This window comes from Pseudenterobacter timonensis (assembly GCF_900021175.1).
GTDB classification, from domain to species: Bacteria; Pseudomonadota; Gammaproteobacteria; order Enterobacterales; family Enterobacteriaceae; genus Enterobacter; species Enterobacter timonensis.
Genome location: NZ_FCOP01000011.1, coordinates 39,716 through 64,812 on the forward strand (window position 1 = coordinate 39,716; position 25,097 = coordinate 64,812).

General features: G+C 58.4%; 25 protein-coding genes. 12 read left to right on the forward strand and 13 right to left on the reverse strand.

Annotation, left to right across the window (positions count from 1 at the left end):
* Nucleotides 1-89: 89 nt before the first annotated feature.
* A complete protein-coding gene (gene gorA / locus BN3796_RS06595) occupies nt 90-1,442 on the reverse strand; it encodes a glutathione-disulfide reductase (RefSeq protein WP_061707592.1) in 1,353 nt (450 codons plus the stop codon).
* 71 nt (nt 1,443-1,513) lie between these two features.
* Nucleotides 1,514-2,356 carry a 23S rRNA (adenine(2030)-N(6))-methyltransferase RlmJ gene (locus BN3796_RS06600; protein ID WP_061707593.1) on the reverse strand — a complete coding sequence of 281 codons (843 nt, stop codon included), beginning with the start codon at nt 2,354-2,356 and terminating at the stop codon, nt 1,514-1,516.
* A 212-nt stretch (nt 2,357-2,568) separates the two neighbouring features.
* Here BN3796_RS06600 and prlC point away from each other — a divergent pair, with 212 nt between their 5' ends.
* Nucleotides 2,569-4,611: an oligopeptidase A gene (gene prlC, locus BN3796_RS06605; protein WP_061707594.1), complete on the forward strand. Its 2,043-nt coding sequence runs from the start codon at nt 2,569-2,571 to the stop codon at nt 4,609-4,611.
* Nucleotides 4,612-4,618: 7 nt separating this feature from the next.
* Nucleotides 4,619-5,368 carry a 16S rRNA (guanine(1516)-N(2))-methyltransferase RsmJ gene (gene rsmJ, locus BN3796_RS06610; protein WP_061707595.1) on the forward strand — a complete coding sequence of 250 codons (750 nt, stop codon included), beginning with the start codon at nt 4,619-4,621 and terminating at the stop codon, nt 5,366-5,368.
* Nucleotides 5,369-5,461: 93 nt separating this feature from the next.
* Here rsmJ and uspA read toward each other — a convergent pair whose 3' ends face one another.
* Entirely contained in the window at nt 5,462-5,899 is a 438-nt protein-coding gene (gene uspA / locus BN3796_RS06615) for a universal stress protein UspA (protein ID WP_003861223.1), read from the reverse strand.
* A 283-nt stretch (nt 5,900-6,182) separates the two neighbouring features.
* Between uspA and uspB the strand changes: the two genes are divergently transcribed.
* A complete protein-coding gene (gene uspB / locus BN3796_RS06620) occupies nt 6,183-6,518 on the forward strand; it encodes a universal stress protein UspB (protein WP_061707596.1) in 336 nt (111 codons plus the stop codon).
* A gap of 53 nt (nt 6,519-6,571) precedes the next feature.
* On the opposite strand, the gene pitA is transcribed toward uspB, so the two are convergent.
* On the reverse strand, nt 6,572-8,071 hold the full coding sequence (gene pitA / locus BN3796_RS06625) for an inorganic phosphate transporter PitA (protein WP_061707597.1): 1,500 nt from the start codon (nt 8,069-8,071) through the stop codon (nt 6,572-6,574).
* Between the two features lie 230 nt (nt 8,072-8,301).
* On the opposite strand from pitA, the gene BN3796_RS06630 reads away from it, so the two are divergent.
* Both BN3796_RS06630 and BN3796_RS06635 read left to right on the forward strand, forming a co-directional pair.
* Nucleotides 8,302-9,498, forward strand: coding sequence for a BaiN/RdsA family NAD(P)/FAD-dependent oxidoreductase (locus BN3796_RS06630; RefSeq protein WP_061707598.1), 1,197 nt, complete (start codon nt 8,302-8,304; stop codon nt 9,496-9,498).
* A 91-nt stretch (nt 9,499-9,589) separates the two neighbouring features.
* A complete protein-coding gene (locus BN3796_RS06635; protein ID WP_061707599.1) occupies nt 9,590-10,615 on the forward strand; it encodes a TerC/Alx family metal homeostasis membrane protein in 1,026 nt (341 codons plus the stop codon).
* 214 nt (nt 10,616-10,829) lie between these two features.
* Here BN3796_RS06635 and BN3796_RS06640 read toward each other — a convergent pair whose 3' ends face one another.
* The 3 genes from BN3796_RS06640 to BN3796_RS06650 form a co-directional block, all read right to left on the reverse strand.
* Nucleotides 10,830-11,492: an HAD family hydrolase gene (locus tag BN3796_RS06640; RefSeq protein WP_073885140.1), complete on the reverse strand. Its 663-nt coding sequence runs from the start codon at nt 11,490-11,492 to the stop codon at nt 10,830-10,832.
* Nucleotides 11,493-11,585: 93 nt separating this feature from the next.
* Entirely contained in the window at nt 11,586-12,380 is a 795-nt protein-coding gene (locus BN3796_RS06645; RefSeq protein WP_061707600.1) for an SDR family NAD(P)-dependent oxidoreductase, read from the reverse strand.
* Nucleotides 12,381-12,407: 27 nt separating this feature from the next.
* Nucleotides 12,408-13,289: a LysR family transcriptional regulator gene (locus BN3796_RS06650; RefSeq protein ID WP_061707601.1), complete on the reverse strand. Its 882-nt coding sequence runs from the start codon at nt 13,287-13,289 to the stop codon at nt 12,408-12,410.
* A 99-nt stretch (nt 13,290-13,388) separates the two neighbouring features.
* Here BN3796_RS06650 and BN3796_RS06655 point away from each other — a divergent pair, with 99 nt between their 5' ends.
* Complete coding sequence (locus BN3796_RS06655; RefSeq protein WP_061707602.1) at nt 13,389-13,895, forward strand: phenolic acid decarboxylase; 507 nt, start codon at nt 13,389-13,391, stop codon at nt 13,893-13,895.
* Nucleotides 13,896-13,910: 15 nt separating this feature from the next.
* Here the strand turns inward: BN3796_RS06655 and acpT are convergent, their stop codons facing one another.
* On the reverse strand, nt 13,911-14,492 hold the full coding sequence (gene acpT, locus BN3796_RS06660) for a 4'-phosphopantetheinyl transferase AcpT (protein ID WP_061707603.1): 582 nt from the start codon (nt 14,490-14,492) through the stop codon (nt 13,911-13,913).
* Nucleotides 14,493-14,572: 80 nt separating this feature from the next.
* The gene (locus BN3796_RS06665; RefSeq protein WP_073885141.1) at nt 14,573-15,628 is read right to left on the reverse strand and encodes an AI-2E family transporter; all 1,056 of its coding nucleotides are present in this window, start codon (nt 15,626-15,628) and stop codon (nt 14,573-14,575) included.
* Between the two features lie 147 nt (nt 15,629-15,775).
* Here BN3796_RS06665 and BN3796_RS06670 point away from each other — a divergent pair, with 147 nt between their 5' ends.
* On the forward strand, nt 15,776-16,978 hold the full coding sequence (locus tag BN3796_RS06670; protein ID WP_061707604.1) for an MFS transporter: 1,203 nt from the start codon (nt 15,776-15,778) through the stop codon (nt 16,976-16,978).
* Here the strand turns inward: BN3796_RS06670 and BN3796_RS06675 are convergent.
* Complete coding sequence (locus tag BN3796_RS06675) at nt 16,972-17,529, reverse strand: DcrB family lipoprotein (protein WP_061707605.1); 558 nt, start codon at nt 17,527-17,529, stop codon at nt 16,972-16,974. The two genes, BN3796_RS06670 and BN3796_RS06675, sit on opposite strands and share 7 nt — an antisense overlap.
* A gap of 73 nt (nt 17,530-17,602) precedes the next feature.
* Complete coding sequence (locus BN3796_RS06680; protein ID WP_061707606.1) at nt 17,603-18,268, reverse strand: 7-cyano-7-deazaguanine/7-aminomethyl-7-deazaguanine transporter; 666 nt, start codon at nt 18,266-18,268, stop codon at nt 17,603-17,605.
* Nucleotides 18,269-18,435: 167 nt separating this feature from the next.
* Here BN3796_RS06680 and tusA point away from each other — a divergent pair, with 167 nt between their 5' ends.
* The 4 genes from tusA to BN3796_RS06700 all read left to right on the forward strand — a co-directional run bounded on the left by tusA (nt 18,436) and on the right by BN3796_RS06700 (nt 21,672).
* The gene (tusA, locus tag BN3796_RS06685) at nt 18,436-18,678 is read left to right on the forward strand and encodes a sulfurtransferase TusA (RefSeq protein WP_061707607.1); all 243 of its coding nucleotides are present in this window, start codon (nt 18,436-18,438) and stop codon (nt 18,676-18,678) included.
* A 204-nt stretch (nt 18,679-18,882) separates the two neighbouring features.
* Nucleotides 18,883-19,854, forward strand: a complete 972-nt coding sequence (locus BN3796_RS06690; protein ID WP_061707608.1) for a TRAP transporter substrate-binding protein — start codon at nt 18,883-18,885, stop codon at nt 19,852-19,854.
* Between the two features lie 11 nt (nt 19,855-19,865).
* On the forward strand, nt 19,866-20,375 hold the full coding sequence (locus tag BN3796_RS06695; protein ID WP_061707609.1) for a TRAP transporter small permease: 510 nt from the start codon (nt 19,866-19,868) through the stop codon (nt 20,373-20,375).
* A 10-nt stretch (nt 20,376-20,385) separates the two neighbouring features.
* Nucleotides 20,386-21,672, forward strand: coding sequence for a TRAP transporter large permease (locus BN3796_RS06700; protein ID WP_061707610.1), 1,287 nt, complete (start codon nt 20,386-20,388; stop codon nt 21,670-21,672).
* A gap of 40 nt (nt 21,673-21,712) precedes the next feature.
* Here the strand turns inward: BN3796_RS06700 and zntA are convergent, their stop codons facing one another.
* Nucleotides 21,713-23,896 (reverse strand): Zn(II)/Cd(II)/Pb(II) translocating P-type ATPase ZntA, encoded by a 2,184-nt coding sequence (zntA, locus tag BN3796_RS06705; protein WP_061707611.1) that lies wholly within the window; start codon nt 23,894-23,896, stop codon nt 21,713-21,715.
* 75 nt (nt 23,897-23,971) lie between these two features.
* Nucleotides 23,972-24,598, reverse strand: coding sequence for a lysoplasmalogenase (locus BN3796_RS06710; RefSeq protein ID WP_061707612.1), 627 nt, complete (start codon nt 24,596-24,598; stop codon nt 23,972-23,974).
* A gap of 115 nt (nt 24,599-24,713) precedes the next feature.
* On the opposite strand from BN3796_RS06710, the gene BN3796_RS06715 reads away from it, so the two are divergent.
* Nucleotides 24,714-25,070 carry a DUF2500 domain-containing protein gene (locus BN3796_RS06715; RefSeq protein ID WP_061707613.1) on the forward strand — a complete coding sequence of 119 codons (357 nt, stop codon included), beginning with the start codon at nt 24,714-24,716 and terminating at the stop codon, nt 25,068-25,070.
* The last annotated feature ends 27 nt before the right edge of the window (nt 25,071-25,097 follow it).

A 25,097-nucleotide genomic window follows, 5' to 3' on the forward strand; every position in this document is an offset into this window, starting at 1 on the left:
TTTGTTACCGTATGTATGGCGTGGTTCGCCAGCCGCGTCCCATAAAAAAACCGGCCAGAAGCGGCCGGTTTTGCCCAGCGAAAGCGTAATCAACGCATGGTGACAAACTCTTCCGCGGCGGTCGGGTGGATCGCCACCGTATTGTCAAAGTCCTTCTTGGTGGCGCCCATCTTCAGCGCGACCGCGAAGCCCTGCAGGATCTCATCCATACCAAATCCGATACCGTGGATACCGACGATCTTCTCTTCCGGCCCCACGCAGACCAGCTTCATACGGCACGGCTGGCGGTGACTGGTCACGGCGGTATACATCGCGGTAAAGGCCGATTTATAGACCTTCACCTGTTCAATGCCATACTTCTCGCGCGCCTGCGGCTCGGTTAAGCCGACGGTGCCGATGGGCGGGTGGCTAAAGACTACGGTCGGGATATTGCTGTAGTCGAGATGTTCGTCCGGTTTGTTGTTAAACAACCGCTCGGAGAGGCGGCGGCCTGCGGCAACCGCGACCGGCGTCAGCTCGACGGCGCCCGTATTATCACCCACCGCATAAATTCCCGGCACGCTGGTGTTCTGGAATTTATCCACGACGATATAGCCTTTCTCGTCGGTTTTCACACCCGTTGCCGCCAGGTTGAAGTTATCGGTCGCTGGCTCGCGGCCAATCGCCCAGATAAGGCAATCCACGGTCTGGCTGCGGCCATCCTCCAGCTGCAGGGTCAGGCTGCCGTCAGCGTTTTTCACCACCGCTTTCGGCACTGCCTGAGTATGCAGCGTCGGGCCTTCGGCGTTCATCACCTCCACCAGCGTTTCGGTGATCAGCGGATCGAAGCTGCGCAGCGGCGCATGTTTACGCACAAACAGATGCGCTTCGGCGCCCAGGGCGTTAATCACGCCCGCCAGCTCAACGGCGATATAGCCAGCGCCGACAACCGCCACGCGCTGCGGCAGCGCGGGGAGGGCGAAGAAACCGTCTGAATCAATGCCGTACTCCGCGCCAGGAAGGTCGGGGCAGCTCGGGCGGCCACCCGTGGCGATCAGGATATGATCGGCGGTGATTGTCTCGCCGTTAACCTCGATCGTGTGGGCATCCACAAAACGGGCGAAGCCGTGAATAACATCCACGTTGTTTTTACCCAGCCCGTTGTCATAGGCGATGTGAATGCGATCGATATAGGCGGTACGGCTGGCGATCAGCTTGTCCCAGTCGAAATGGTTGATGGTCGTATCGAAGCCGTAATCGGGACCGTAGGTATGGATCGCCTCGCGAATTTGCGCCGCATGCCACATCACCTTTTTCGGCACGCAGCCGACGTTGACGCAGGTGCCGCCCAGCGCTTTGGCTTCAATTAGCGCACACTTCTGGCCATAGATAGCGGCACGGTTGATTGAGGCGATGCCGCCGCTGCCGCCACCGATGGCGATGTAGTCATAATGCTTGCTCATGGCTCTTATCCTTCCTGTATGGTTGCCGCGATTGTATAACTGACCTCAATAATTTCCACCAATGGCTGCGATTACTCCGGTACGATCCAGCTTACCGATGCATGGCCCGTGCCCGTTGGCACCAGCGTTTTATGCAGCCATGGCAGGACGTTGTTCATTTGCCCTTCCAGCTTCCACGGCGGGTTAATCACAATCATGCCGGAGGCGGTCATGCCGCGCTGGTCGCTGTCCGGGCGGACCGCCAGCTCAATTTGCAGGATCTTGCGGATGCCGGTGGCTTCCAGATCCTTAATCATGCGTTTAATCTGCGCGCGCAGCACCACCGGATACCACAGGGCGTAGGTGCCGGTGGCGAAGCGCTTATAGCCTTCGTTGATGCCGGTCACTACCGCCTGGTAGTCGGTTTTAATTTCATAGGGCGGGTCGATCAGCACCAGTCCGCGGCGGGAGACCGGCGGCAGCTTCGCTTTGAGCTGCTGATAGCCGTCGGCTTTTTCGACGCGGGCGCGGGTATCTTTCTGAAACTCAGAGCGCAGCAGCGGGAAGTCGCTCGGATGCAGCTCGGTCAGCTGCAGGCTGTCCTGCTCGCGCAGCAGCTGGCGCGCAATCAGCGGCGAGCCGGGATAGTAACGGAGCTGGCCGCTACGGTTGAAGTGCTGCACCACGCTGATATAAGGCTCCAGCTCCGCCGGCAGATCGTCCTGCTGCCAGACGCGGGCAATCCCTTCCAGATACTCGCCGGTGCGCTCGGCATGCTCGCCGCTAAGCTGATAGCGACCCGCGCCCGCGTGAGTATCAAGATAGAGAAACGGCTTCTCTTTCTCTTTAAGCGATTCAATGATCAGGCTCTGAACGGTATGTTTGAGGACGTCGGCATGGTTGCCTGCGTGGAAGCTGTGGCGATAACTGAGCATGAATGAATGTGTTCCAGGTAGTAAACGTAGGCCCGAAAGCTGTGCGCCAGCGGGCAAAAAGAGAGCGTATCGCCACAGTATACAGAAAAGTTTCCACTGCCGCGAAAGCGCAACGTCGGACATTGAAATCCACTACAATTACCCCCATCCTACAGGGAATATGCACAGCGCCGGACGCGCGCTTCATTCACTCTTTCAACAGGACAGCGCTTATGACCAACCCATTACTGACGCCTTTCTCGCTTCCCCCGTTTTCTCAAATCCAGCCCGAGCATGTGGTGCCTGCCGTAACCAAAGCGCTGGAAGACTGCCGTAACGCGGTGGAAAGCGTGGTGGCGCAAGGCGGGCCCTATACCTGGGAAAACCTGTGCCAGCGGCTGGCGGAAGTGGATGACGTGCTGGGGCGTATTTTCTCTCCCATAAGCCACCTGAACTCGGTTAAAAACAGCCCGGAGCTGCGCGAAGCCTACGAGCAAACCCTGCCGCTGCTCTCCGAATACAGCACCTGGGTGGGCCAGCACGAAGGGCTCTATAACGCTTACCGTGACCTGCGCGACGGCGACCACTACGCGACGCTGGACGTCGCCCAGAAAAAAGCGGTGGATAACGCGCTGCGCGACTTTGAGCTGTCCGGTATCGGCCTGCCAAAAGAGAAGCAAAAACGCTATGGCGAAATCGCCGCGCGCCTCTCTGAGCTGGGTAACCAGTACAGCAACAACGTGCTGGACGCCACTATGGGCTGGACAAAGCTGATTACCGACGAATCTGAGCTGGCCGGTATGCCGGAAAGCGCCCTGGCGGCGGCAAAAGCCCAGGCGGAAGCAAAAGAGCAGGAAGGCTTCCTGTTAACACTGGATATCCCGAGCTATCTGCCGGTAATGACCTACTGCGACAACCAGGCGCTTCGTGAAGAGATGTACCGCGCCTACAGCACCCGCGCCTCCGATCAGGGGCCGAATGCGGGCAAATGGGATAACAGCACGGTGATGGCGGAGATCCTCGCCCTGCGCCACGAGCTGGCGCAGCTGCTCGGCTTTGAAAGCTTTGCCTTTAAATCTCTTGCCACCAAAATGGCGGAGAACCCGCAGCAGGTGCTTGATTTCTTAACCGATCTGGCAAAACGCGCCCGTCCGCAGGGTGAAAAAGAGCTGGCGCAGCTGCGCGCCTTCGCCAAAGCGGAGTTCGGCGTGGACGAGCTGCAGCCGTGGGATATCGCGTACTACAGCGAAAAACAGAAGCAGCATCTTTACAGCATCAGCGACGAGCAGCTGCGTCCGTACTTCCCGGAAAATAAAGCCGTTAACGGCCTGTTCGAGGTGGTGAAACGCATTTATGGCATTACCGCGAAAGAGCGTAAGGATGTGGATGTCTGGCATCCTGACGTGCGCTTCTTCGAGCTGTATGACGAAAGCAACGAACTGCGCGGCAGCTTCTATCTTGACCTCTACGCGCGGGAAAACAAGCGCGGCGGGGCGTGGATGGATGACTGCGTGGGCCAGATGCGTAAAGCGGATGGTTCCCTGCAAAAACCGGTCGCCTACCTGACCTGTAACTTCAACCGCCCGGTGAGCGGTAAACCTGCGCTCTTTACCCACGATGAAGTGATCACCCTGTTCCACGAGTTCGGTCATGGTCTGCACCATATGCTGACCCGCATCGAAGCCGCAGGCGTGTCGGGCATCAGCGGTGTGCCGTGGGATGCGGTCGAGCTGCCGAGCCAGTTTATGGAAAACTGGTGCTGGGAGCCGGACGCGCTGGCGTTTATCTCTGGTCATTACGAAACGGGCGAACCGCTGCCGAAAGAGCTGCTGGACAAAATGCTGGCGGCGAAAAACTACCAGGCGGCGATGTTTATCCTGCGCCAGCTGGAGTTCGGCCTGTTCGATTTCCGCCTGCACGCCGAGTTCAGCCCGGAGCAGGGGGCGAAAATCCTCGAAACCCTGGCGGAGATTAAAAAGCAGGTGGCCGTTATCCCGGGACCTACCTGGGGCCGCTTCCCGCATGCCTTCAGCCATATTTTCGCGGGCGGCTACGCGGCGGGTTACTACAGCTACCTGTGGGCCGACGTGCTGGCGGCGGACGCCTTCTCCCGCTTCGAAGAAGAGGGGATTTTCAACCGCGAAACCGGCCAGTCGTTCCTGGATAACATCCTGACGCGCGGCGGCTCAGAAGAGCCTATGGAGCTGTTCAAACGCTTCCGTGGCCGCGAGCCGCAGCTGGATGCGATGCTGGAGCATTACGGAATCAAAGGCTGATTGCTACGTGAAGATCTGCTTAGTAGATGAAACAGGCGCCGGAGACGGCGCCTTATCTGTTCTTGCCGCCCGCTGGGGGCTGGAACATGACGAAGACAACCTGATGGCGCTGGTGATGACGCCGGACCATCTGGAGCTGCGCAAGCGCGACGAGCCGAAGCTTGGCGGGATCTTTGTCGATTTTGTTGGCGGAGCGATGGCGCACCGGCGCAAGTTCGGCGGGGGACGCGGCGAAGCGGTCGCCAAAGCGGTGGGCATCAAGGGCAGCTATCTGCCGGATGTAGTAGATGCTACGGCGGGGCTGGGGCGCGACGCGTTTGTGCTGGCGTCGGTAGGCTGTCATGTGCGGATGCTGGAGCGCAACCCGGTGGTCGCCGCTCTGCTCGACGATGGTCTGGCGCGTGGCTACGCGGACCCGGAAATTGGCGGCTGGCTTCAGGAGCGGCTGCAGCTGATCCACGCCTCCAGCCTGACGGCGCTCACCGACATCACGCCGCGACCGCAGGTGGTCTATCTCGACCCGATGTTCCCGCACAAGCAGAAAAGCGCGCTGGTTAAAAAAGAGATGCGGGTGTTTCAGTCGCTGGTGGGGCCGGATCTGGATGCGGATGGACTACTGGCGCCTGCCCGTCAGTTAGCGACGAAGCGTGTTGTCGTGAAGCGCCCGGACTATGCGCCGCCGCTGGCGGACGTTGCGACCACTAACGCGGTGACCACGAAAGGGCACCGGTTTGATATTTATATCCCCTCACCCTAGCCCTCTCCCCATAGGGGAGAGGGAACGATCGAGTTCCTCGCCCCTATGGGGAGAGGGGTTGGGGTGAGGGGTAAGCTAAGGTTTGTGCCTTACTTACTCGTCTTCTTCGTCGCGCAGCGGAACAATCAACATATCGACATGGACGGTGTTGATAAGCTGGCGCGCAGAGGACATCAGTTTGCTCCAGAAATCCTGGTGATGACCGCATACCACCAGATCCATATCATATTTTTTAATCGCATCCACCAGCACCTGGCCCAGATCGCCGCTCCCGCTCAGTGTCTCGGTAATGGGGTAGCCCGCGTTGGTAGAGAGCTCGCTCAGCGCGTGGTGGGTCTCTTCAGAGATGCGTTTCTGCATATCTCCCAGATTCACGTCGATCAGGCCTGTATAGAGGTCGGAGTAATTCACATCGACGTGAATGAGAGAAACTTTCGCGTTGTACGGGCGGGCCATAGAGACAGCTTTATCCACCAGCACTTTGCTCTCTGGCGAGAGATCTACCGCGATAAGAATATGTTTGTAAGCCATAGTGTTACTCCTTCCTTAAGTTATCGATGACCAAAGTTTAGCAGTCTTCTGTCTGCCTCCAATTACGACCCAGTTAGACATAATTTTCAAGCTTTCGTATTGATAACGATTAACCTTGTAGCAAAAAAATTAACGGATCTCCTACACTATTTAATAAGCCGCTCGGATATTAAAATGAGATCGCGATCGGCTTTTGCAACACTCTTCACTGAACAATCTGTCTGGGTATCGGGGAGCGGTAGTCCTGGAGCGCAGCTTCGTGGACGATCGCCGGGGAGGAGATATGATTAGCACCGTCGCATTATTTTGGGCGTTATGTGTGGTTTGCATAGTGAATATGGCGCGCTACTTCTCATCGCTACGCGCGCTCCTGGTGGTACTACGCGGTTGCGATCCGTTGCTTTACCAGTACGTGGATGGCGGGGGTTTTTTTACCGCCCACGGGCAGCCCAGCAAGCAGATGCGCCTGGTATGGTATATCTACTATCAACGCTACCGCGATCATCACGATGAAGAATTTATCCGCCGCTGCGAACGGTTGCGCCGTCAGTTTCTCCTGACCAGCGCCCTGTGCGGCCTGGTGCTGGTGAGTATGATCGCATTGATGATTTGGCACTGAATATAAAAAAAGCGGGTCAGTTTCCTGACCCGCTTTTTCACACTGTACCGCGATTAAATCAGCTTCAGGGCGATCCAGTAGAGGCCGCCGGAGAGCAGAATGGAGGCCGGAAGGGTAAAGACCCAGGCCATCAGGATGTTGGTCACGGTTTTACGCTGCAGACCGCCACCGTCAACAATCATCGTACCGGCGACGGACGAGGAGAGTACGTGGGTGGTGGAGACCGGCATACCGGTATAGCTCGCCAGACCGATAGAGACCGCCGCCGTCATCTGAGCGGACATCCCCTGCGCGTAGGTCATCCCTTTCTTACCGATCTTCTCCCCGATGGTGGTGGCCACACGGCGCCAGCCAATCATCGTGCCGATACCCAGCGCCAGCGCGACGGCCATAATGATCCAGATCGGCGCATATTCGATGGTATTGAGCATATCGCCTTTCAGCTTCTTCAGCAGGCGCTGATCGTCGGAGCTGACGTCAGGCAGCTTCGCCACTTTATCGGTGATATCGGAGATGCAGAGCATAATACGACGCATCTGGCCGCGCTGATCCACGGTCAGCTTGTCATAGCTTTCGATATTCGCCAGCATGCTTTTCGCGCGGTCGAGGGCGTAAATCGCGTTGCCCGGATGGCAGTGGAACTGGCCCGGGGCCGTCGCCGCGCCCGCTTCAGGAGAAGGGATCAGCTGATCGACGCCGGTCGCTTTCTTCAGCAGGTCAGGATGTTGCTGGAAGTAGGTTTCAACGTTGTTGACCGCGTCGCGGGTACGGGTGATTTCATAGCCAGAGGCATTCATATTCACCACAAAACCCGCAGGCGCTACGCCGATCAGCACCAGCATAACCAGACCAATGCCTTTCTGCCCGTCGTTGGCGCCATGAGAGAACGAGACGCCGATAGCAGAGACGATCAGGGCGATACGGGTCCAGAAAGGCGGCTTTTTCTTACCATCTTTCTTTTCACGCTCGGCTGGTGTCAGGTGGATACGGGCGCGCTTTTTCGTACCGCTCCAGTAGCGGCGCAGAAGGAAAATTAATCCCCCCGCCACGACCAGGCCCACAATTGGCGAGATGATCAGGGAACCAAAAATCCCCATTACTTTAGGCAGGTTCAGCGCATCCACGACGGAGGTGCCGGTCATCAGGGCGTTGGTTAAACCAATCCCGATGATTGCGCCAATCAGCGTGTGAGAACTGGATGCAGGCAGGCCGAAGTACCAGGTTCCGAGGTTCCAGATAATTGCGGCAAGCAGCATGGAAAAGACCATAGCGAGGCCATGGCCTGAACTGACGTTCAGAAGCAGGTCCGTTGGCAACATATGCACAATGGCATAGGCTACGCTCAGACCCCCCAGCAGGACACCGAAAAAGTTAAAAACAGCCGCCATAACGACCGCCAGCTGCGATCGCATTGCGCGAGTGTAAATAACCGTTGCAACTGCGTTTGCCGTGTCGTGGAAACCATTAATCGCTTCGTAGAACAAGACAAATGCCAGTGCAAGCAACAATAAAAGCCCGGTATGTAAATCCAGGCCAGCAAACAAATGTAGCATAGGACGTTACGCCATTTTGGAGGACATGAACGCGGCGCATTATCCAGGACAAATGCGCAACGGGCAAAGTGAAATATAGACTTTTTTTGACATGCCACCGAAATTGAGAATTATGCTCTTTAATTTATCCTTTAATTATCAAACGGATGACCGTGTAATACTTTTTTAAGCTGGTGCGACCACAGAGGAAACTTTACAATTCGCCCCCTGTAAACGAAGAGGATTTAGACGTGGAAAGGTTTGATGCCGTTGTTATTGGCGCCGGTGCGGCGGGAATGTTCTGTGCGGCGATGGCCGGACAGGCGGGTCGTCGCGTTCTGCTGCTGGATAACGGGAAAAAACCGGGACGTAAGATCCTGATGTCTGGCGGCGGGCGCTGCAATTTTACTAATCTTTATGTCGAGCCTGCGGCCTATTTGAGCCAGAACCGTCATTTTTGTAAATCTGCGCTGGCGCGTTATACCCAGTGGGATTTCATCGACTTGGTGAATAAACATGGCATCGCCTGGCACGAAAAGACGCTGGGCCAGCTGTTTTGCGATGACTCTGCCCAGCAAATCGTTGATATGTTGGTGGCAGAATGCGAGAAAGGCAGTGTCGTGATGCGTCTGCGTAGTGAAGTGCTGGAGGTCACGCGCGATGAGGACGGCTATACGCTGGCGCTGAATGGCGAGACCGTGAGCGGCAAAAGCCTGGTGATCGCCAGCGGCGGGCTATCGATGCCGGGCCTAGGTGCCTCGCCGTTCGGCTATAAGATTGCCGAACAGTTTGGCCTGAAGGTGCTGCCAACCCGCGCGGGCCTGGTGCCGTTTACGCTGCATAAACCGCTGCTTGAGCAGCTGCAGACGCTCTCCGGCGTCTCGGTGGCCGCGTCGATCGCCGCTGAAGATGGCACAGTTTTTCGCGAGAATCTGCTCTTTACCCACCGCGGGCTTTCTGGTCCGGCTGTGCTGCAAATCTCCAGCTACTGGCAGCCGGGGGAGTTTGTGACGGTTAACCTGTTGCCGGAGTGCGATCTGGCGGACTTCCTGAACGAACAGCGGGCGGCGCATCCTAACCAGAGCCTGAAAAACACGCTGGCGATGCAGCTTCCGAAACGGCTGGTGGAGGCTTTACAGCAGCTGGGGCAGATCCCGGAGGTGACGCTTAAGCAGCTTAACAGCCGCGACCAGCAGCAGCTTGTCGATACGCTCACTGCCTGGCGGGTACAGCCGAACGGGACGGAAGGCTACCGGACCGCCGAAGTGACGCTGGGCGGGGTGGATACTGATGAGCTGTCGTCGCGTACAATGGAGGCGCGCAACGTTCCGGGGCTCTACTTTATTGGTGAGGTGATGGACGTCACCGGCTGGCTGGGCGGGTATAATTTCCAGTGGGCCTGGTCCAGCGCCTGGGCGTGCGCGCAGGCGCTCGCCGAAACGCATTAATTTTAGCGTTCGGGGCTGAAAGCCCCGCGCTTTTTTTACTGGCTTCGCCAGTCTGCATGGTATCTGGGTTTGTTCTCAAAAAGGGATCTCTATGGCTTCTGCTCATCTCGGTTTCCCGACTGAAACCGTTGTTGTATTTGTCGTTATGGCGGTAGGGGCGATGTTTATCGACCTCTTTATGCACCGCCACGATAAACCTATCTCGCTGAAAAGCGCCGCGATGTGGTCCATCTTCTGGGTGGCGATGGCGATGGCCTTCGCAGGCTTTCTCTACGTCCATCACGGGGCGGAAGTGGCGAGCCTCTTCCTGACCGGCTACGCGCTGGAAGAGGTGCTCTCGGTTGATAACCTTTTCGTCATGATGGCGATCTTCGCCTGGTTCGGCGTGCCGGATAAGTATCGTCACCGCGTGCTCTACTGGGGCGTGCTGGGGGCGATTGTCTTTCGCGGGATCTTCGTTGCCATCGGCACCGGCCTGCTGAGCCTGGGGCCTTATGTAGAGGTGCTGTTCGCGGTGGTGGTGGGCTGGACCGCGGTGATGATGTTGCGGCGCAACGAAGAGAGCGAAGAGATAGAGGATTACTCCAACCACCTGGCCTATCGGCTGGTAAAACGCTTTTATCCCATCTGGCCGAAAATCAGCAGCCATAAATTTATCCTGACGCAGCAGGAGGTGGATGAGGAGCTGGCCAAACCGGAAAACCAGGAGGTGACCGTAGGCCGCCTGAAGAAAGCGAAGCGCTACGCGACGCCGTTACTGCTCTGCGTGGCGGTGGTGGAACTCTCCGACGTGATGTTCGCTTTCGACTCCGTACCGGCTATTATCGCCGTCAGCCGCGAGCCGCTGATTATCTACAGCGCCATGATGTTCGCGATCCTCGGCCTGCGTACCCTCTACTTCGTGCTGGAGGCGCTGAAGCAGTATCTGGTGCATCTGGAAAAAGCGGTGGTGGTATTGCTCTTCTTTGTCGCCTTTAAGCTGGGCCTGAATGCCACCGATCACTTCTGGCATCACGGCTACAACATTGGCGCCACGGCGAGCCTGTTTGTGGTGCTGGGCGTACTGGCGCTGGGGATTATCGCCAGCGTGATGTTCCCGGGTAAGAAAACGGCCTGACGGATTGCCCGGTGGCGCTTCGCTTACCGGGCCTACATTTTACCCCCTCATCCCTGTGGGAAGCGGGTCGGGTGGACACTTCACCATTTGCCGCGCCTGTAGCCCCTCACTCCTGAGGGAAGCGGGCCGGGAGGACTCTTCACCATTTGCCGCGCCTGTAGCTCCCTCTCCCCTCTGGGGAGAGGGCTGGGGTGAGGGGAATAAACCATCGCTGCTAACTCTTCAGAGGTGACCGGCGACGCGCGCGCGGTGGATGGAAGTGCCGCCAGTGAGCATCCTGCGCCGCCGCCAGCAGCTCGTGATCGCCGCGGGTATCACCCCAGGCGCGCAGATGATACTGGGTCAAATCGCCATAGACCCGCTCAAGGCGGGCCACCTTCTGGGCGCAGCGGCAGTTATGGCCGGTGATCCGTCCGGTCAGCTTGCCGTCCACCACCTCCAGCTGGGTACCAATCAGCTTAATACCCAGCTTATCGGCCCACGGCTGGAGCACCAGCGCGGGTGACGCGGAGCAGATAGTCACCTCCGCCCCGGCATTCACCTCTGCCGCCACCGCCAGTACACCTGCCGGGCGCATCAGCTTCGACCAGTATCTTTCGCAAAACGCCTCCGCCTTCTGGCGGAGCCAGTGCTCATCGACTCCAGTGAGAAAGGTTTTGATCAGCACCTCTTTCAGCTCATCGCGTGTCAGCTTGTGGCGAACGCAGTGCAGCGTCGGCAGCGCCATGCGCACCAGACGACCGGCAAAGTAGCGCTTGCCAAAGGCAAAGCGCAGGAAAGGAATAAAACTGTCGTGGTGCGTCAGCGTTCCGTCAAAATCAAAGACGGACAGCACGCGGGACTTCGCCACTGTCTCATCGGCAATCATATTGGTCATAAATAGATTTTAGCTCGAATAGATATTCTGCTCGTTAGTTTACCTGCTTTGGCCCGCAATCCTTACCCCCCGGGCGATTTTTCTGGATCGCGGTCAGATAATATCGTCCACCACGCCGCCGTCGACGCGCAGCGCCGCGCCGGAGGTCGCTGAGGCCTGGGTTGAGCAGACATAGACCACCATATTAGCCACCTCCTCAACCGTTGCCGCACGCTGGATCACCGATGATGGACGGTTCGCCATGACGAACTCTTTCGCCAGCTGCTCCAGCGATTTGCCGGTTTTCTCCATTTCATCTTTCATCATGCTGGCAAAGCCGTCCGACATCGTCGGGCCCGGCAGGACGCTGTTGACCGTCACGCCGCTGCCCGCCACAAACTTCGCCAGCCCGCGCGCGAGGGCGAGCTGCGCCGTTTTGGTCACGCCGTAGTGGATCATATCCGCCGGAATGTTGCAGGCCGATTCCGAGGAGATAAACACCACGCGTCCCCAGCCTTTCTGCACCATGCCCGGCAGCAGGGCGCGCGACAGCCGCACGCCGGACATCACGTTGGTCTGCCAGTAGGTCTCCCAGGTTTCGTCGTCGGTAGAGTAGAAATCTTTCTGGCCGTAAATGCCGGCGTTATTCACCAGGATATCAACGCGGGAGGCGGCGCGAAGCACGGCATCGACGCCGTCCGGCGCGCTAAGATCGGCGACCGCGGCGCGAACCTGTACCCCCGGCACGACCTGCTGCAATTGCTGGATGCCTTTGTTCACCGACTCCGTGCTGCGCCCGTTAACGATCACCTCCGCGCCGCTTTCCGCCAGCCCGCGCGCAATGGCAAAGCCAATACCGCCCGTGGAGGCGGTTACCAGCGCCACTTTTCCCGTAAGGTCAATTTTCATGGTCTGTTCCTTTTTTTCTGTTCAGACCTAAAGCGTAGCAGTTGACGATCCGGGTGCCTGGCGAAAGAGGGCTATTAGCGTCTCGACCTGCTCATCCAGCGGGGCGAGGGTACGTTTAACGATCAGATGGAGCGGCGTGGCGCGGCGCGTACCGTGGCTGAGCGGCAGCAGACGCAGCGTTCCCTCCTCCAGCGCCTTCTGAATACGCTCCTCCGGCAGCCAGCCGTAGCCCACCTGATACATCACCGCTTCGATGGCGGCGTCGATGGTGGAAAAGGTCCAGGATTCGCTTGCCGACTGCGCCGCCGCGCTATTATCGGCGATCTGAATCAGCGGCCAGGGGCGAAGCATTTCATCGCTCAGCGGCGCCTCAAGGGTGAAGAGAGGGTGATCGCGGTGGGCGACGGCGACAAAATCGATATTCATCAGCCACTCTCCCGGGCCGGTAATATCCTGACGACGGGTGAGCACCATCACGTCCGCCTCGCGGCTCACCTCCTCGGCAAAGGCATTCTCCAGCACCTCCGTGAGTCTGACCTGGGTATGCGGATAGCGCTGCTGAAACTGGCGCAAAATCGCAAACAGTCGGCGGCGCGGGAAAATACTGTCTACCATGAGATCAAGCCGCGTGCGCACACCGTTGCGCAGCGTAGCGGCGCGGGTTTCCACGTAGGTGAAGGCCTTGAGTAGCGGTTTGACCTGTTTAAGCAGCCGCTCTCCTGCAGGCGTAAGTACCGCCCGTCTGCCTTCCGTCATCAGCAGCGCCACGCCGAGACGCTCCTGTAACAAAGCAAGGTTATAACTGACTGACGACTGACTGCGATGGGTCAGTTCTGCGGCTCGGGCAAAGCTGCCAGCTTCAACCACTTTTTCCAGCAGCGACCATTGTTCCAGCGTTGTCTTGTGCATGATTCATCGAAATTTTGCATGAGTTTCATCCAAATATAGCGTTATTCATTCATTTTTTGAAGGGGTACGATCCCTTTATCAAAACGAAGGAGACCTGTTATGAACACATTCGATAAAAACGACCTCAGCGGTTTTGTGGGTAAACACCTGGTCTACACCTATGACAACGGCTGGAATTACGAGATTTATGTCAAAAATGAACAGACCCTCGATTACCGTATTCACAGCGGTATTGTGGGTAACCGTTGGGTGAAAGATCAGCGGGCGTATATTGTCCGCGTCGGGGAGAATATCTATAAAATTTCCTGGACCGAGCCGACTGGTACCGACGTCAGCCTGATCGCCAACCTGGGGGATAAGCTGTTCCACGGCACCATCTTCTTCCCGCGCTGGGTGATGAACAACCCGGAAAAAACCGTCTGCTTCCAGAATGATCATATTCCGGAGATGAATGCTTATCGTGACGCGGGCCCGGCCTATCCGACCGAAGTGATTGATGAGTTCGCCACTATCACCTTTGTGCGCGACTGTGGCCCTGACGATGACAGCGTCATCGCCTGTGCCGCCAGCGAACTGCCAGCGGATTTCCCCAACAATCTGAAATAAGCGAAGGGCAGAGGGCTACAGACGCGTCAGGGTGGCGTCGCTAAGAGTAAAAGGGGTAGGAGTGCAGACGGCAAGGCTCAGCTCATCAAACTGGTAATGGCTGACGCTGAGCGAGGAGGGGAATGTGCTGTCGACGCTGACGATTTGCCAGGGGCTGCCGCCGCGCTGTTTTACCATCGCCTCTTTACGCGTCCAGATACGCCAGAACGCCGGAAGCTGTGCTTCCGGCGTTTCGCGTTCCAGCTCTGCATGCTCGCCCAGGGTAAAAACGGCGTTCGCCAGCGCGCGCCAGTTATCATGCGGACGAATGCGCTCCAGATCGCAACCAACCTCCCCTTCGTCGCTGAGCATCAGCACCAGGTCATCTCCGCTGTGGCTCAGGTTGAACCAGAGGGAGGGCTGGCGCGCGAGGGCGGGCTTGCCTTGTTCGCCGTAGACGAAATCGGGAAGCGGCTGCGGCGCCAGCAGACGCGACAACAGCCCGCGGGCGGCAAGCCAGCGGGCACGGTCAACGTTCTGCGGCACACTTTCCGCCAGCGCCTCGGCCCATGAGTCAGTGCTCAGGGTAGAAATCTTTCCCAGAAAAACCTGGTACATAGCTAATTCGGCCTTCATCAACACAATCGCAGCCGCAAAGTCACGCGGCGAAACTACTACTATACAACGCGGGGCGCCGATTAGCCCGGTAATCGACTTTTGGGACGACCTGGTCCGAGGAGGATCGCCAGCTTGCTGCCGCCTTTGGTAGTCTCCATCCAGATTTTACAGACGCTGGTGAGCGGTACGGAGAGCAGCATCCCTACCGGTCCCAGCAACCATCCCCAGATCAGCAACGATAAAAAGACCACCATGGTCGACATGCCCAGCCGGTGGCCCATCATGCGCGGCTCTACAATATTGCCAAGCACCATATGGACGATGAGGAACAGCGCCCCGACCATCGCGCACTCGTAAAAGCCGTTAAACAGGAAGGCCTGAATCATCGGCGGTACGGCGGAGAGCACCGCCCCAATGTTAGGTACGTAGTTGGTCAGGAAGGCGAGCACGCCCCACATCAGCGCAAACTGGACGCCCAGCAGCGTCAGACCCAGCCAGACTATCGCCCCGGTCCAGAGGCTTAGCAGCGTTTTCAGCGCCAGATAGTGCGAAACACCCTTCAGGGCGCGGTGCAGCCCGGCAATATGGATCTGCGGGTTATTCAGCGCAAAGCGCAGCTTATAGGGCAGGTGGCGCACCTCAAAGAGCATAAAGACCACCGTCATCACCAGCAGGACGATGCTGGCCATCGCCCCGGAGAGGCCGGTCATCAGGGTGGTGGCATAGGCCATTACCTTTTCCGAGTCCATCCGGCGCAGCATTCGTTCGGGCGATATATGCAGATTGAGAAAGGGCAGCATCTGCTGGAGTTCAACCAGCTTGTGCGTCAGCTCTTTATTGTATTGCGGCAGTAGCGTGGCGAACTCGTTTAGCGACGCCGCCAGCACGCCGAGCAGCGCGGTGAGAGCGATAATCATCACCACCACGACGATGGTAATGGCGAACGGACGTTTAAAACCCCGGCGAAGAAACCAGGTCACCAGCGGGTTAAGAACAATGGCGAAAAAGAGCGCCAGTAAAAGCTGAACAATAATATCAGCGGCGGCGTGGATCCCGGCGAGGATCACCACCAGACAGGCCAGCTTTAAAAGAATATGCAGTCCTGCTTTATCGGGCTGTGCGGGGGAGGGCATCATACTAAATTCCTTTTGTGGTGTGCCTGTTAAGTGTAGTGCGCGGACCGCGCTTCGTCTGACACTGTTATTCCGAAAGTGTCTGCTGATTTTCCGCGCGCATCATGATAATAGTGAAACACTGCCGTAACAAATCCAGGTAAATCAGTCATGCCCGAACCGGCGTTAAGCGGATTACGCCTTAATCTGCGCATCGTTTCCGTTGTTAGCTACAATTTCGCCAGCTATCTCACCATCGGGCTGCCGCTTGCAGTGCTGCCCGGCTATGTCCACGACGTGATGGGTTTTAGCGCCTTCTGGGCAGGGCTGGCGATTAGCCTGCAATATTTCGCCACGCTGCTGAGCCGCCCGCACGCAGGGCGGTACGCTGACCTGTTCGGGCCGAAAAGTATCGTGGTGCTGGGGCTGTGCGGCTGTTTTCTTAGCGGCCTTAGCTACCTGTTGGCTGATCTCGCCAGCGGATGGCCGCTGGTAAGCCTGGCGCTGCTCTGCCTGGGACGCCTGATTCTGGGTATCGGGCAGAGTCTGGCGGGAACCGGCTCGACCCTCTGGGGCGTGGGCGTGGTAGGGGCGTCCCACATCGGGCGGGTGATCTCCTGGAACGGGATCGTCACCTACGGCGCGATGGCCCTCGGTGCGCCGCTCGGGGTGCTCTGCTATCGCCTCAGCGGGCTGTCCGGCCTGGCGGTTGTCATAATGGCGGTCGCGCTGCTGGCGATTGTGCTGGCGCTGCCGCGCCCGAAGGTGACCGCCAGCAAGGGCAAGCCGCTGCCGTTTCGCGCGGTGCTGGGACGGGTCTGGCTTTACGGCATGGCGCTGGCGCTGGCCACCACTGGCTTTGGCGTGATCGCCACCTTTATCACCCTCTTCTACGACGCCAAAGGCTGGAGCGGCGCGGCCTTTGCCCTGACGCTCTTTAGCGCAGCCTTTGTTGGCGCGCGCCTGCTCTTTCCTGACAGCATCAACCGCCACGGCGGGCTCAACGTGGCGATGTTCTGCTTCGTGGTGGAGATGGTCGGGCTGTTGCTGACCGGCTTCGCCGCCGCGCCGTGGATGGCTAAAATCGGTGTGCTGCTGGCAGGCGCCGGTTTCTCGCTGGTCTTTCCGGCGCTCGGCGTAGTGGCGGTCAAGGCGGTGCCGCAGCAGAACCAGGGGGCGGCGCTTGCGACCTATACGGTCTTTATGGATATGTCGCTCGGCGTAACCGGGCCGCTGGCCGGGCTGGTAATGGCCTGGGCGGGCGTGCCGGTGATCTATATTGCGGCGGCGGGGCTGGTGGCGGTGGCGTTACTGCTGGCGTGGCGGCTAAAAAAACGGCCTCCGCAGGAGGCCGTTTCGTCGTCACCTTACTGAATGACGAGGGTATTGATGATGTTCTCGGCGGCGGTCTGCGCCTGCTGCTGATTATCCGCCGGCAGGGTGATCTGCAGGGTCAGCAGTTTGTTGTCCACCCGCCCCAGCACCACGGAGGAGTAGGCGGTCTGGCCTTTCGCCGAGATAATGCTGTCAAGCTGCTGCAGTTTATGCCCCTTCAGCTCGATGCTTTTATTGGTTACTACCTGCAGTTGCGGATCGCGGCTGCGCTGCTGCTCTTCCAGGCGCTTCGTCAGTACCGCCAGATCTTCACTGGTGTTATCACCCACAATCACAATCACCGCTTTCTGCCCGGTGGCGTCGGCGTAGACGTGCATATTGTTCGCCTGAGTCCCCAGCTTGCCGCTCTGGTCGGTCATATCCGCAGGCAGAGAGAAGCTCAGCTTGCCATCCATCAGAGTAACCGGCTGGCCGGTCGCGTTACTTTCGGCAGAGGCCGCCTGAGCAGGCGTTTTCGTGTCGCTGTTATCACAGGCCGCAAGCCCGACGACCAGCAGGCCAATCCCGACATATTTAACCAGATTGCGCATTGACATCTTCCTTTTGATAAACGGCCATTAACGGCTCATCCGTTCATCTTATCACAACTGATAAAGCGAACCTTTAACCTGGCTGAAATGCCCGGTTTTCAGATTTGTCCGCCAGCCTTTTGAGCAGCATATTGAGCAATACGCCGTACATCGGCAGGAAGAAGACGATGCTGATCAGCACTTTAAAGCAGTAATCCACCAGCGCGATCTCCATCCAGTGCGCCGCCATAAACGGGTCCGGGCTGCGCCAGAAGGCGATGAAGAAGAAGGCCAGCGTATCGCTGACGTTGCCGAACAGCGTCGAGGCGGTAGGCGCTATCCACCAGCGGTGGTTCTGGCGCAGACGGTTAAAGACGTGAACGTCCAGGATCTGTCCCAGCGCGTAGGCCATAAAGCTCGCGGCAGCGATACGGGCGACGAAGAGGTTGAAATGCGCCAGCGCGCCAAATCCCTGCCAGCTTCCCATATAGAACAGGGAGGAGATGACATAAGAGATAAACAGCGCCGGGATCATCACCGCAAAGATAATGCGTCGGGCCAGCGGCGCGCCGAAAATGCGGACGGTCAGATCGGTGGCGAGGAAAATAAACGGAAAGCTAAAGGCACCCCAGGTGGTATGAAAACCAAAAATGGCGATCGGGAGCTGTACCAGATAGTTGCTGGAGGTGATCACCAGCAGATGAAAAAGCGAAAGCCAGAACAACGCTTTTACGCGCTGCGATTGAGTAAACTGCGTCATATTGTGACCTTTTTAGTGGTTGGGGTGAGGGAACCCAATAAAAACCGCCGCATCATACTGCGTTGACTGAAGTTTGCAATGGCTAATTTTCACGCAATCGTTAACCTGGTTTGCTTTGTCGCCAGCGCGGCGTACACTACAGCCGTTTTTTTGTGAATGAGACGATGATGAACGATCTATTTTCCAGCCCCGACCACACGCTTGACGCCCTCGGCCTGCGCTGCCCGGAGCCGGTAATGATGGTGCGTAAAACCGTGCGTAATATGCAGTCCGGCGAAACGCTGCTGATTATTGCCGACGATCCGGCCACCACCCGCGATATCCCCGGTTTTTGCACCTTTATGGAACACGAACTGGTCGCCAAAGAGACCGACGCGCTGCCGTATCGCTATGTGATTCGTAAGGGTTAAGCGTTTTTTAACGCAGAATCAGAGGCCGGGTAAGGCGTCGACGCCGCCCGGCATGACCGCCGCCACATTTTTAAACCATTGTTTCAAAATTTAGCGCTTTTTTGTGAGGCGCTTCACCTTCACTTTCCCCCGCCCAGGCTAATTTTTAAGCGCAAAACTAAAACGACGTTTTAACGCTTTCCTCACTACCCTGGAGTTCACCCGATGAAAACGACCCTCAAGCCGTTGCTGGCCGCGCTGTGTCTGTCTGCTGTTGCCTGCTCCGTCTCGGCGCAAACCATCAAAGCTGCCGATGTCCATCCTGAAGGCTACCCGAACGTGGTGGCGGTGCAGCAGATGGGCGAAAAGCTCAAACAACAAACCAACGGCGAACTGGAGATAAAGGTTTTTCCTGGCGGGGTGCTGGGGGATGAGAAGCAGATGATCGAACAGGCGCAGATGGGGGCGATTGACATGATCCGCATCTCGATGGCGCCGGTCGCCGCTATTCTGCCGGATGTGGAGGCGTTTACCCTGCCTTACGTTTTCCGCGATGAAGATCATATGCACAAAGTCATCGACGGGGAAATCGGCAAGCAGATTGGCGAAAAACTTACCGCTAACCCCAAGTCCCGGCTGGTCTTTCTCGGCTGGATGGACTCCGGCACCCGCAACCTGATCACCAAGGAGCCGGTGGTCAAACCCGAGGATCTTAAGGGGATGAAAATCCGCGTTCAGGGCAGTCCGGTGGCGCTGGCAACCTTAAAAGCGATGGGTGCGAACGCGGTGGCGATGGGGGTGAGTGAGGTCTACAGCGGAATGCAGACCGGCGTCATTGACGGGGCGGAAAACAACCCGCCGACCTATGTCGCGCATAACTATATGCCGGTTGCCAAAAACTACACCCTGAGCGGCCACTTTATTACCCCGGAAATGTTGCTCTACTCCAAAGTGAAGTGGGACAAGCTCAACGCCGATCAGCAGCAAAAAATCCTTACTCTCGCCCGCGAAGCGCAGTTTGAGCAGCGCAAGCTATGGGACGCCTATAACCAGCAGGCGCTGGACAAGATGAAGGCGGGCGGCGTGCAGTTCCATGATATCGATAAGTCGGTATTTATTAAGGCCACGGAGCCGGTGCGCGCCCAGTATGGCGACAAGCACCAGGATCTGATGAAAGCCATCGCTGACGTGAAGTAACCGGAGAATGTATGTCCGAGCGCTACCTGAAGTGGATGGACCGACTCTACCTGCTCGCCATGGCCGTGGCGGGCCTCTCGCTGGTGGTGATGACCGTGGTGATCCCCATCGGCATTTTCTCGCGTTATGTGCTCAATCGCGGAGAGTCCTGGCCGGAACCGATCGCCATTATCTGCATGGTAACCTTTACCTTTATCGGCGCGGCGGTGGGGTATCGTGCCGGCTCGCATATCGCAGTGAATATGCTGACCGACCGCCTGCCCGACGCGCTTAAAATCCTCTGCGCCCGGTTGGTGGATCTGCTGATGCTGCTGATCTCCCTCATTCTGTTCTGGTATAGCTTCTGGCTCTGCGTGGAGCTATGGGAACAGCCGGTGGCGGAGTTTCCAGTCATGACCTCAGGGGAGAGCTACCTGCCGCTGCCCGTCGGGTCGGCCATTCTGATCCTGTTTGTGATGGAGCGACTGCTCTTTGGCTCACAGGAACATCGCCCGGTCGTGCTGATCGGCAACCACAGTTAAGGGGTGAACGATGGACGCTTTTATCTTGTTATTCACCCTCGCTATCCTGCTGGCGCTGGGCATGCCGGTGGCCTTCGCCGTGGGGCTGAGCGCCGTGGCCGGGGCGCTCTGGATCGACCTGCCGCTGGAGGCGCTGATGATCCAAATCACCAGCGGCGTGAATAAATTCACCCTTCTTGCCATTCCGTTCTTTATTCTGGCCGGGGCAATTATGGCGGAAGGGGGGATCGCGCGACGGCTGGTCAACTTCGCCTATCTCTTTGTGGGCTTTATTCGCGGCGGCCTGTCGCTGGTGAATATTGTCGCCTCCACCTTTTTCGGCGCCATTTCTGGCTCGTCGGTGGCGGATACCGCCTCCATCGGCAGCGTCATGATCCCGGAGATGGAGAAGAAGGGCTACCCGCGCGAATATGCGGCGGCGGTCACCGCCAGCGGTTCGGTGCAGGCGATTCTGATCCCGCCCAGCCACAACTCGGTGATCTACTCCCTGGCGGCGGGCGGTACCGTCTCCATCGCCACGCTCTTTATCGCCGGGATCCTGCCGGGGCTGCTGCTGGGCGTCAGCCTGATGTTGCTCTGCGTGGGGTTTGCCCGCAAGCGCGGCTACCCGAAGGGCGAAAGGATCCCCTTTAAGCAGGCGATGAAGATTATGCTGGATGCGCTCTGGGGGCTAATGACGGTGGTTATTATTCTCGGCGGGATCTTATCCGGTATTTTTACCGCCACGGAATCCGCTGCGGTCGCCTGCCTGTGGGCCTTTTTCGTCACCATGTTTATCTACCGCGACTACAAGTGGAACGAGCTGCCGAAGCTGCTCTGCCGTACGGTAAAAACGGTTACCATCGTGATGATTCTAATCGGCTTTGCGGCGGCGTTCGGCGCGGTGATGACCTACATGCAGCTCCCGATGCGCATCACCGAATTTTTCACCACATTGTCGGATAACAAATATGTCATCCTGATGTATCTCAACATCATGCTGCTGCTGATTGGCACGCTGATGGATATGGCGCCGATTATCCTGATCCTGACGCCGGTGCTGCTGCCGGTGACCAACGCGCTTGGCATCGATCCGGTGCACTTTGGCATGATCATGATGGTTAACCTGGGAATCGGGCTGATCACCCCGCCGGTAGGTTCGGTGCTGTTTGTTGCCAGCGCGGTGAGCAAGCAGAAGATCGAAACGGTGGTGAAAGCGATGCTGCCGTTCTACGGTATGCTGCTGATTATTCTGGGGCTGGTGACTTATGTTCCGGCAATTTCGCTCTGGCTGCCGGGAGTGTTGGGAATGCAGTAAAGGTTTTGCCGGGCGGCAGCAGCGCCTTGCCCGGCTTTTTTTACCGTTTACGCAACAGCCTCAGCGCGTTCGCCGTCACCAGCACCGTCGCGCCGGTATCCGCCAGCACCGCCAGCCACAGCCCGGTAATACCAAGCAGAGTAGTGACAAGAAAGATGGCCTTTAATCCCAGCGCGATGGCGATGTTCTGACGGATATTGGCACGGGTGGCGCGAGCCAGCGCGATCGTCTGCGCCAGCCCCGTCAGGCGGTTATGGGTGAGCGCGGCGTCGGCCGCTTCCAGCGCCACGTCGGTACCGCCGCCCATCGCAATACCCACCGTGGCGGCCTTCATCGCGGGCGCGTCGTTAATTCCGTCGCCCACCATCGCCAGCGGGGCGCGCTGGCTAAGCGCCGCGACCGACCTGACCTTATCCTCAGGCAGCAGGCCCGCCTGGAAGGTGAGACCTAACTCGCCGGCGATCGCTGCCGCCGCCCGCGGGTTATCCCCCGTTAAGATCACCCCTTCAATGCCGAGCCGATGCAGGGCGTCCACCGCCTCCCGGGCATCTTCCCGCAGGGTATCGCGCAGGGCCACTATCCCTTTGGCCTCACCATTCTGCGCCACGATAACCACCGTCTGCCCCGCCTCTTCCAGCGCCTGGATCTGCGAACGGTAACGGTCATCGGCGAATTTACCCGCCGCGCAAATCAGCACCTGTTGTCCCTCTACCTCCGCCTCGATACCCGAACCGGTCAGCGTACGCTGGGCGCTGGCGGGAGGAATGGCCAGCCCGCGGCGGCGGGCCTCGTTAACTATCGCAAGCGCCAGCGGGTGGGTTGAACTTTGTTCTACCGCGGCAGCCAGCGTCAGCAGCGCCTCTTCGGTGAGCTCCTGTGAGCAGATGTCTGTTACCTGCGGTTTACCTGCCGTCAGCGTGCCGGTTTTATCGAAGGCGACCTGCCGCACCCGGCCCAGCTGCTCCAGCGCCGCGCCGCCTTTGACCAGCGCGCCGATACGCGCCGCAGCGGCCAGGCCCGACGTAATCGCCGCCGGGGTGGAGATGACCAGCGCGCAGGGGCAGCCAATCAGCAGCAGCGCCAGCCCTTTGTAAATCCACTCTCCCCACGGGGCGGCGAACAGGAGCGGCGGAATCAGCGCTACCAGCAGGGCAACCAGCATAATCACCGGAGTGTAGAGACGGCTGAAGCGATCGATAAAACGCTCGACCGGCGCGCGACGCTCCTCCGCCTCTTCAATCAGCCTGAGAATGCGATCGATGGCGCTTTCGCCCGGCATGGAGAGTACGTTGAGCTGTACCAGACGATCCACGCTGGTGGCACCGGCAGGCACTTTCTCCCCCGCCTCGCGCTCCACGGGAAGCGATTCGCCGGTCAGGGCGCTCTCGTCAAAGCTGGCGCTGGCGGTGAGCAATGTACCGTCGGCGGGCAAACGTCCGCCCGCTGCCACCTCTATCACGTCACCCGGGCGCAACGCGCTGATGGCGACCGTTTCACGTTCCCCATCTTTCACGCGTGTGGCGGTTTCAGGTTTGAGGGCCATCAACGCACTTACCCCCTGACGCGCGCGGTTTGCCGCCCAGCCTTCGAGCTTCTCGCCAGTTAAAAAGAGCAGCAGCACCATCGAGGCCTCTTCAGTCGCCCCGATGCAAAGCGCGCCGACAGCCGCCACGCTCATCAGCGTTTCGATGGTGAAAATGCTGCCGTTTCTCATCAGGCGCAGCGCCTGCCGGGTAATGGGAAAGAGGCCGACCAGCGTGGTGGCGATAAAGGCGAAGTTACCGAAGGAGGGGGTAAACTGTGCGATGCCCCAGCTTATTGCCATCATTATTATCAGAATAAGCAGGGGGAGGCTCTCCCGCAGGCGGGAGGTTTTTGCCGCAGGGGCCGCGTCACGGAGCGCGTAGCCCGCCGCGCCGACCGCCTCCTCGATCTGGCGACGCATCGACTCAGGCGCGCTGACCCGCAGCTTCTGGGTGGCGAACAGCACCTGCACCTGTTCAACGCCCGCCAGCTGCCTGACCGCATTTTCCACTTTGCGGGCGCAGGCGGCGCAGTCCATTCCTTCAACAATCCAGCTCATGCTCTGGCCTGTAACGGGCTGTCCGGCGGCAGGTTCACTTTCGCAGCCACCTGCGCAGCAGCAGGCCTCTCTGGCGGGAAGGGGTTTAAGCTTAAGCGCCGTAAATGGCGGCGCGTGGCGCGGGCGCTCTGGTGTCGACATGGCATCCTCCGGTAATGATAATCTTCTCATTTACCGAGTATGCACTCTGGAGTCGACTCCAGAGTCAAGGGCTATTTAGATATAGAGCGAACGCACGATCAGGAAATGTCCGGCAAAGTAGCAGGCGGCGGCGATGGCGTTATCAGCGCGGAAGCGGCGGCGATAATGGCTGCCGAGCCAGACGATATTGCCGATTAGCAGCAGGGCCGCGCCGAAGAAGGCGGACATCGCCGGGGCGGTAGGGCGGAAGAACCACAGTTCGCCCGCCAGCCAGACCATCACCAGCGTCATGGCGATAAAAGTACAGATCGGCCAGCGCATCTCCTCCAGCCGCGTCCAGATCACCCCTACCAGCAGAACGCCAATCACCAGCAGCGCCAGCGGCAGCGGCCAGAAGAAGGAGAGGGTCATCTGGCTGGCAAAATAGAGGGTATAGAGCAGATGCGACAGGAAAAAGGCACCCACGGCGTAGAGCAGGCGCTGGCGCGGCAGCAGGGTTAAGGCATCCCCCACCAGCGAGGCGAACAGGCCCGCCACCACCAGATAGCTCACCGCGTTAAACATCGGCGCCTGCCAGGCGAGCAGGAGCAGGAGCAACAGCGTAACGGGCTTAAACAGCCAGCGCTGCCACGCGGGGCCACGATAGGAAGCATCGACATAGAGCCAGGCGGAAAAACAGACAGCGATAAATGACCAAAGCATATTAACTCCCTGTATCTGTAAAATATCGCTTCAGTGTAGTGAGGCAGGCGGACATTTGGCAATGCCGGGGCGGGAAGGTTATCCTGATTTCCGCTTAATCCGAGGGGACGATGTTATGAGCAAGATGCCGCTTTTTTTTGTGGTGGTGGTGGCGATAATCGTTATCGCCGCCTCTTTTCGTTTTGTACAGCAGCGCCGCGAAAAAGCGGACAACGACGCCGCGCCTCTGATGCAAAAACGGGTAGTGGTGACGAACAAGCGTGAGAAGCCGCTCAACGATCGCCGTTCTCGCCAGCAGCAGGTGACGCCTGCGGGCACAACGATGCGCTATGAGGCGAGCTTTAAGCCGGAAACCGGCGGGCTGGAGATGACCTTCCGACTGGAGGCGCAGCAGTACCACCAGCTGACGGTGGGGGAGAAGGGGACGCTGAGCTATAAGGGAACGCGGTTTGAAGGTTTCAGGGCTGAATAATGCTCGATCGGTTCCCTCTCCCTGTGG

Coding starts and splice junctions, on each gene's coding strand:
- BN3796_RS06600 (WP_061707593.1), bottom strand. CDS start 2,356: ATGCTCAGTTATCGCCACAGCTTCCACGCAGGCAACCATGCCGACGTC.
- BN3796_RS06670 (WP_061707604.1), top strand. CDS start 15,776: ATGCCCGAACCGGCGTTAAGCGGATTACGCCTTAATCTGCGCATCGTT.
- BN3796_RS06680 (WP_061707606.1), bottom strand. CDS start 18,268: ATGACGCAGTTTACTCAATCGCAGCGCGTAAAAGCGTTGTTCTGGCTT.
- BN3796_RS06640 (WP_073885140.1), bottom strand. CDS start 11,492: ATGACCAATATGATTGCCGATGAGACAGTGGCGAAGTCCCGCGTGCTG.
- prlC (WP_061707594.1), top strand. CDS start 2,569: ATGACCAACCCATTACTGACGCCTTTCTCGCTTCCCCCGTTTTCTCAA.
- BN3796_RS06645 (WP_061707600.1), bottom strand. CDS start 12,380: ATGAAAATTGACCTTACGGGAAAAGTGGCGCTGGTAACCGCCTCCACG.
- BN3796_RS06710 (WP_061707612.1), bottom strand. CDS start 24,598: ATGCTTTGGTCATTTATCGCTGTCTGTTTTTCCGCCTGGCTCTATGTC.
- uspB (WP_061707596.1), top strand. CDS start 6,183: ATGATTAGCACCGTCGCATTATTTTGGGCGTTATGTGTGGTTTGCATA.
- acpT (WP_061707603.1), bottom strand. CDS start 14,492: ATGTACCAGGTTTTTCTGGGAAAGATTTCTACCCTGAGCACTGACTCA.
- BN3796_RS06635 (WP_061707599.1), top strand. CDS start 9,590: ATGGCTTCTGCTCATCTCGGTTTCCCGACTGAAACCGTTGTTGTATTT.
- tusA (WP_061707607.1), top strand. CDS start 18,436: ATGAACGATCTATTTTCCAGCCCCGACCACACGCTTGACGCCCTCGGC.
- BN3796_RS06665 (WP_073885141.1), bottom strand. CDS start 15,628: ATGATGCCCTCCCCCGCACAGCCCGATAAAGCAGGACTGCATATTCTT.
- uspA (WP_003861223.1), bottom strand. CDS start 5,899: ATGGCTTACAAACATATTCTTATCGCGGTAGATCTCTCGCCAGAGAGC.
- BN3796_RS06675 (WP_061707605.1), bottom strand. CDS start 17,529: ATGCGCAATCTGGTTAAATATGTCGGGATTGGCCTGCTGGTCGTCGGG.
- pitA (WP_061707597.1), bottom strand. CDS start 8,071: ATGCTACATTTGTTTGCTGGCCTGGATTTACATACCGGGCTTTTATTG.
- BN3796_RS06695 (WP_061707609.1), top strand. CDS start 19,866: ATGTCCGAGCGCTACCTGAAGTGGATGGACCGACTCTACCTGCTCGCC.
- BN3796_RS06690 (WP_061707608.1), top strand. CDS start 18,883: ATGAAAACGACCCTCAAGCCGTTGCTGGCCGCGCTGTGTCTGTCTGCT.
- BN3796_RS06655 (WP_061707602.1), top strand. CDS start 13,389: ATGAACACATTCGATAAAAACGACCTCAGCGGTTTTGTGGGTAAACAC.
- BN3796_RS06650 (WP_061707601.1), bottom strand. CDS start 13,289: ATGCACAAGACAACGCTGGAACAATGGTCGCTGCTGGAAAAAGTGGTT.
- gorA (WP_061707592.1), bottom strand. CDS start 1,442: ATGAGCAAGCATTATGACTACATCGCCATCGGTGGCGGCAGCGGCGGC.
- BN3796_RS06715 (WP_061707613.1), top strand. CDS start 24,714: ATGAGCAAGATGCCGCTTTTTTTTGTGGTGGTGGTGGCGATAATCGTT.
- zntA (WP_061707611.1), bottom strand. CDS start 23,896: ATGTCGACACCAGAGCGCCCGCGCCACGCGCCGCCATTTACGGCGCTT.
- BN3796_RS06700 (WP_061707610.1), top strand. CDS start 20,386: ATGGACGCTTTTATCTTGTTATTCACCCTCGCTATCCTGCTGGCGCTG.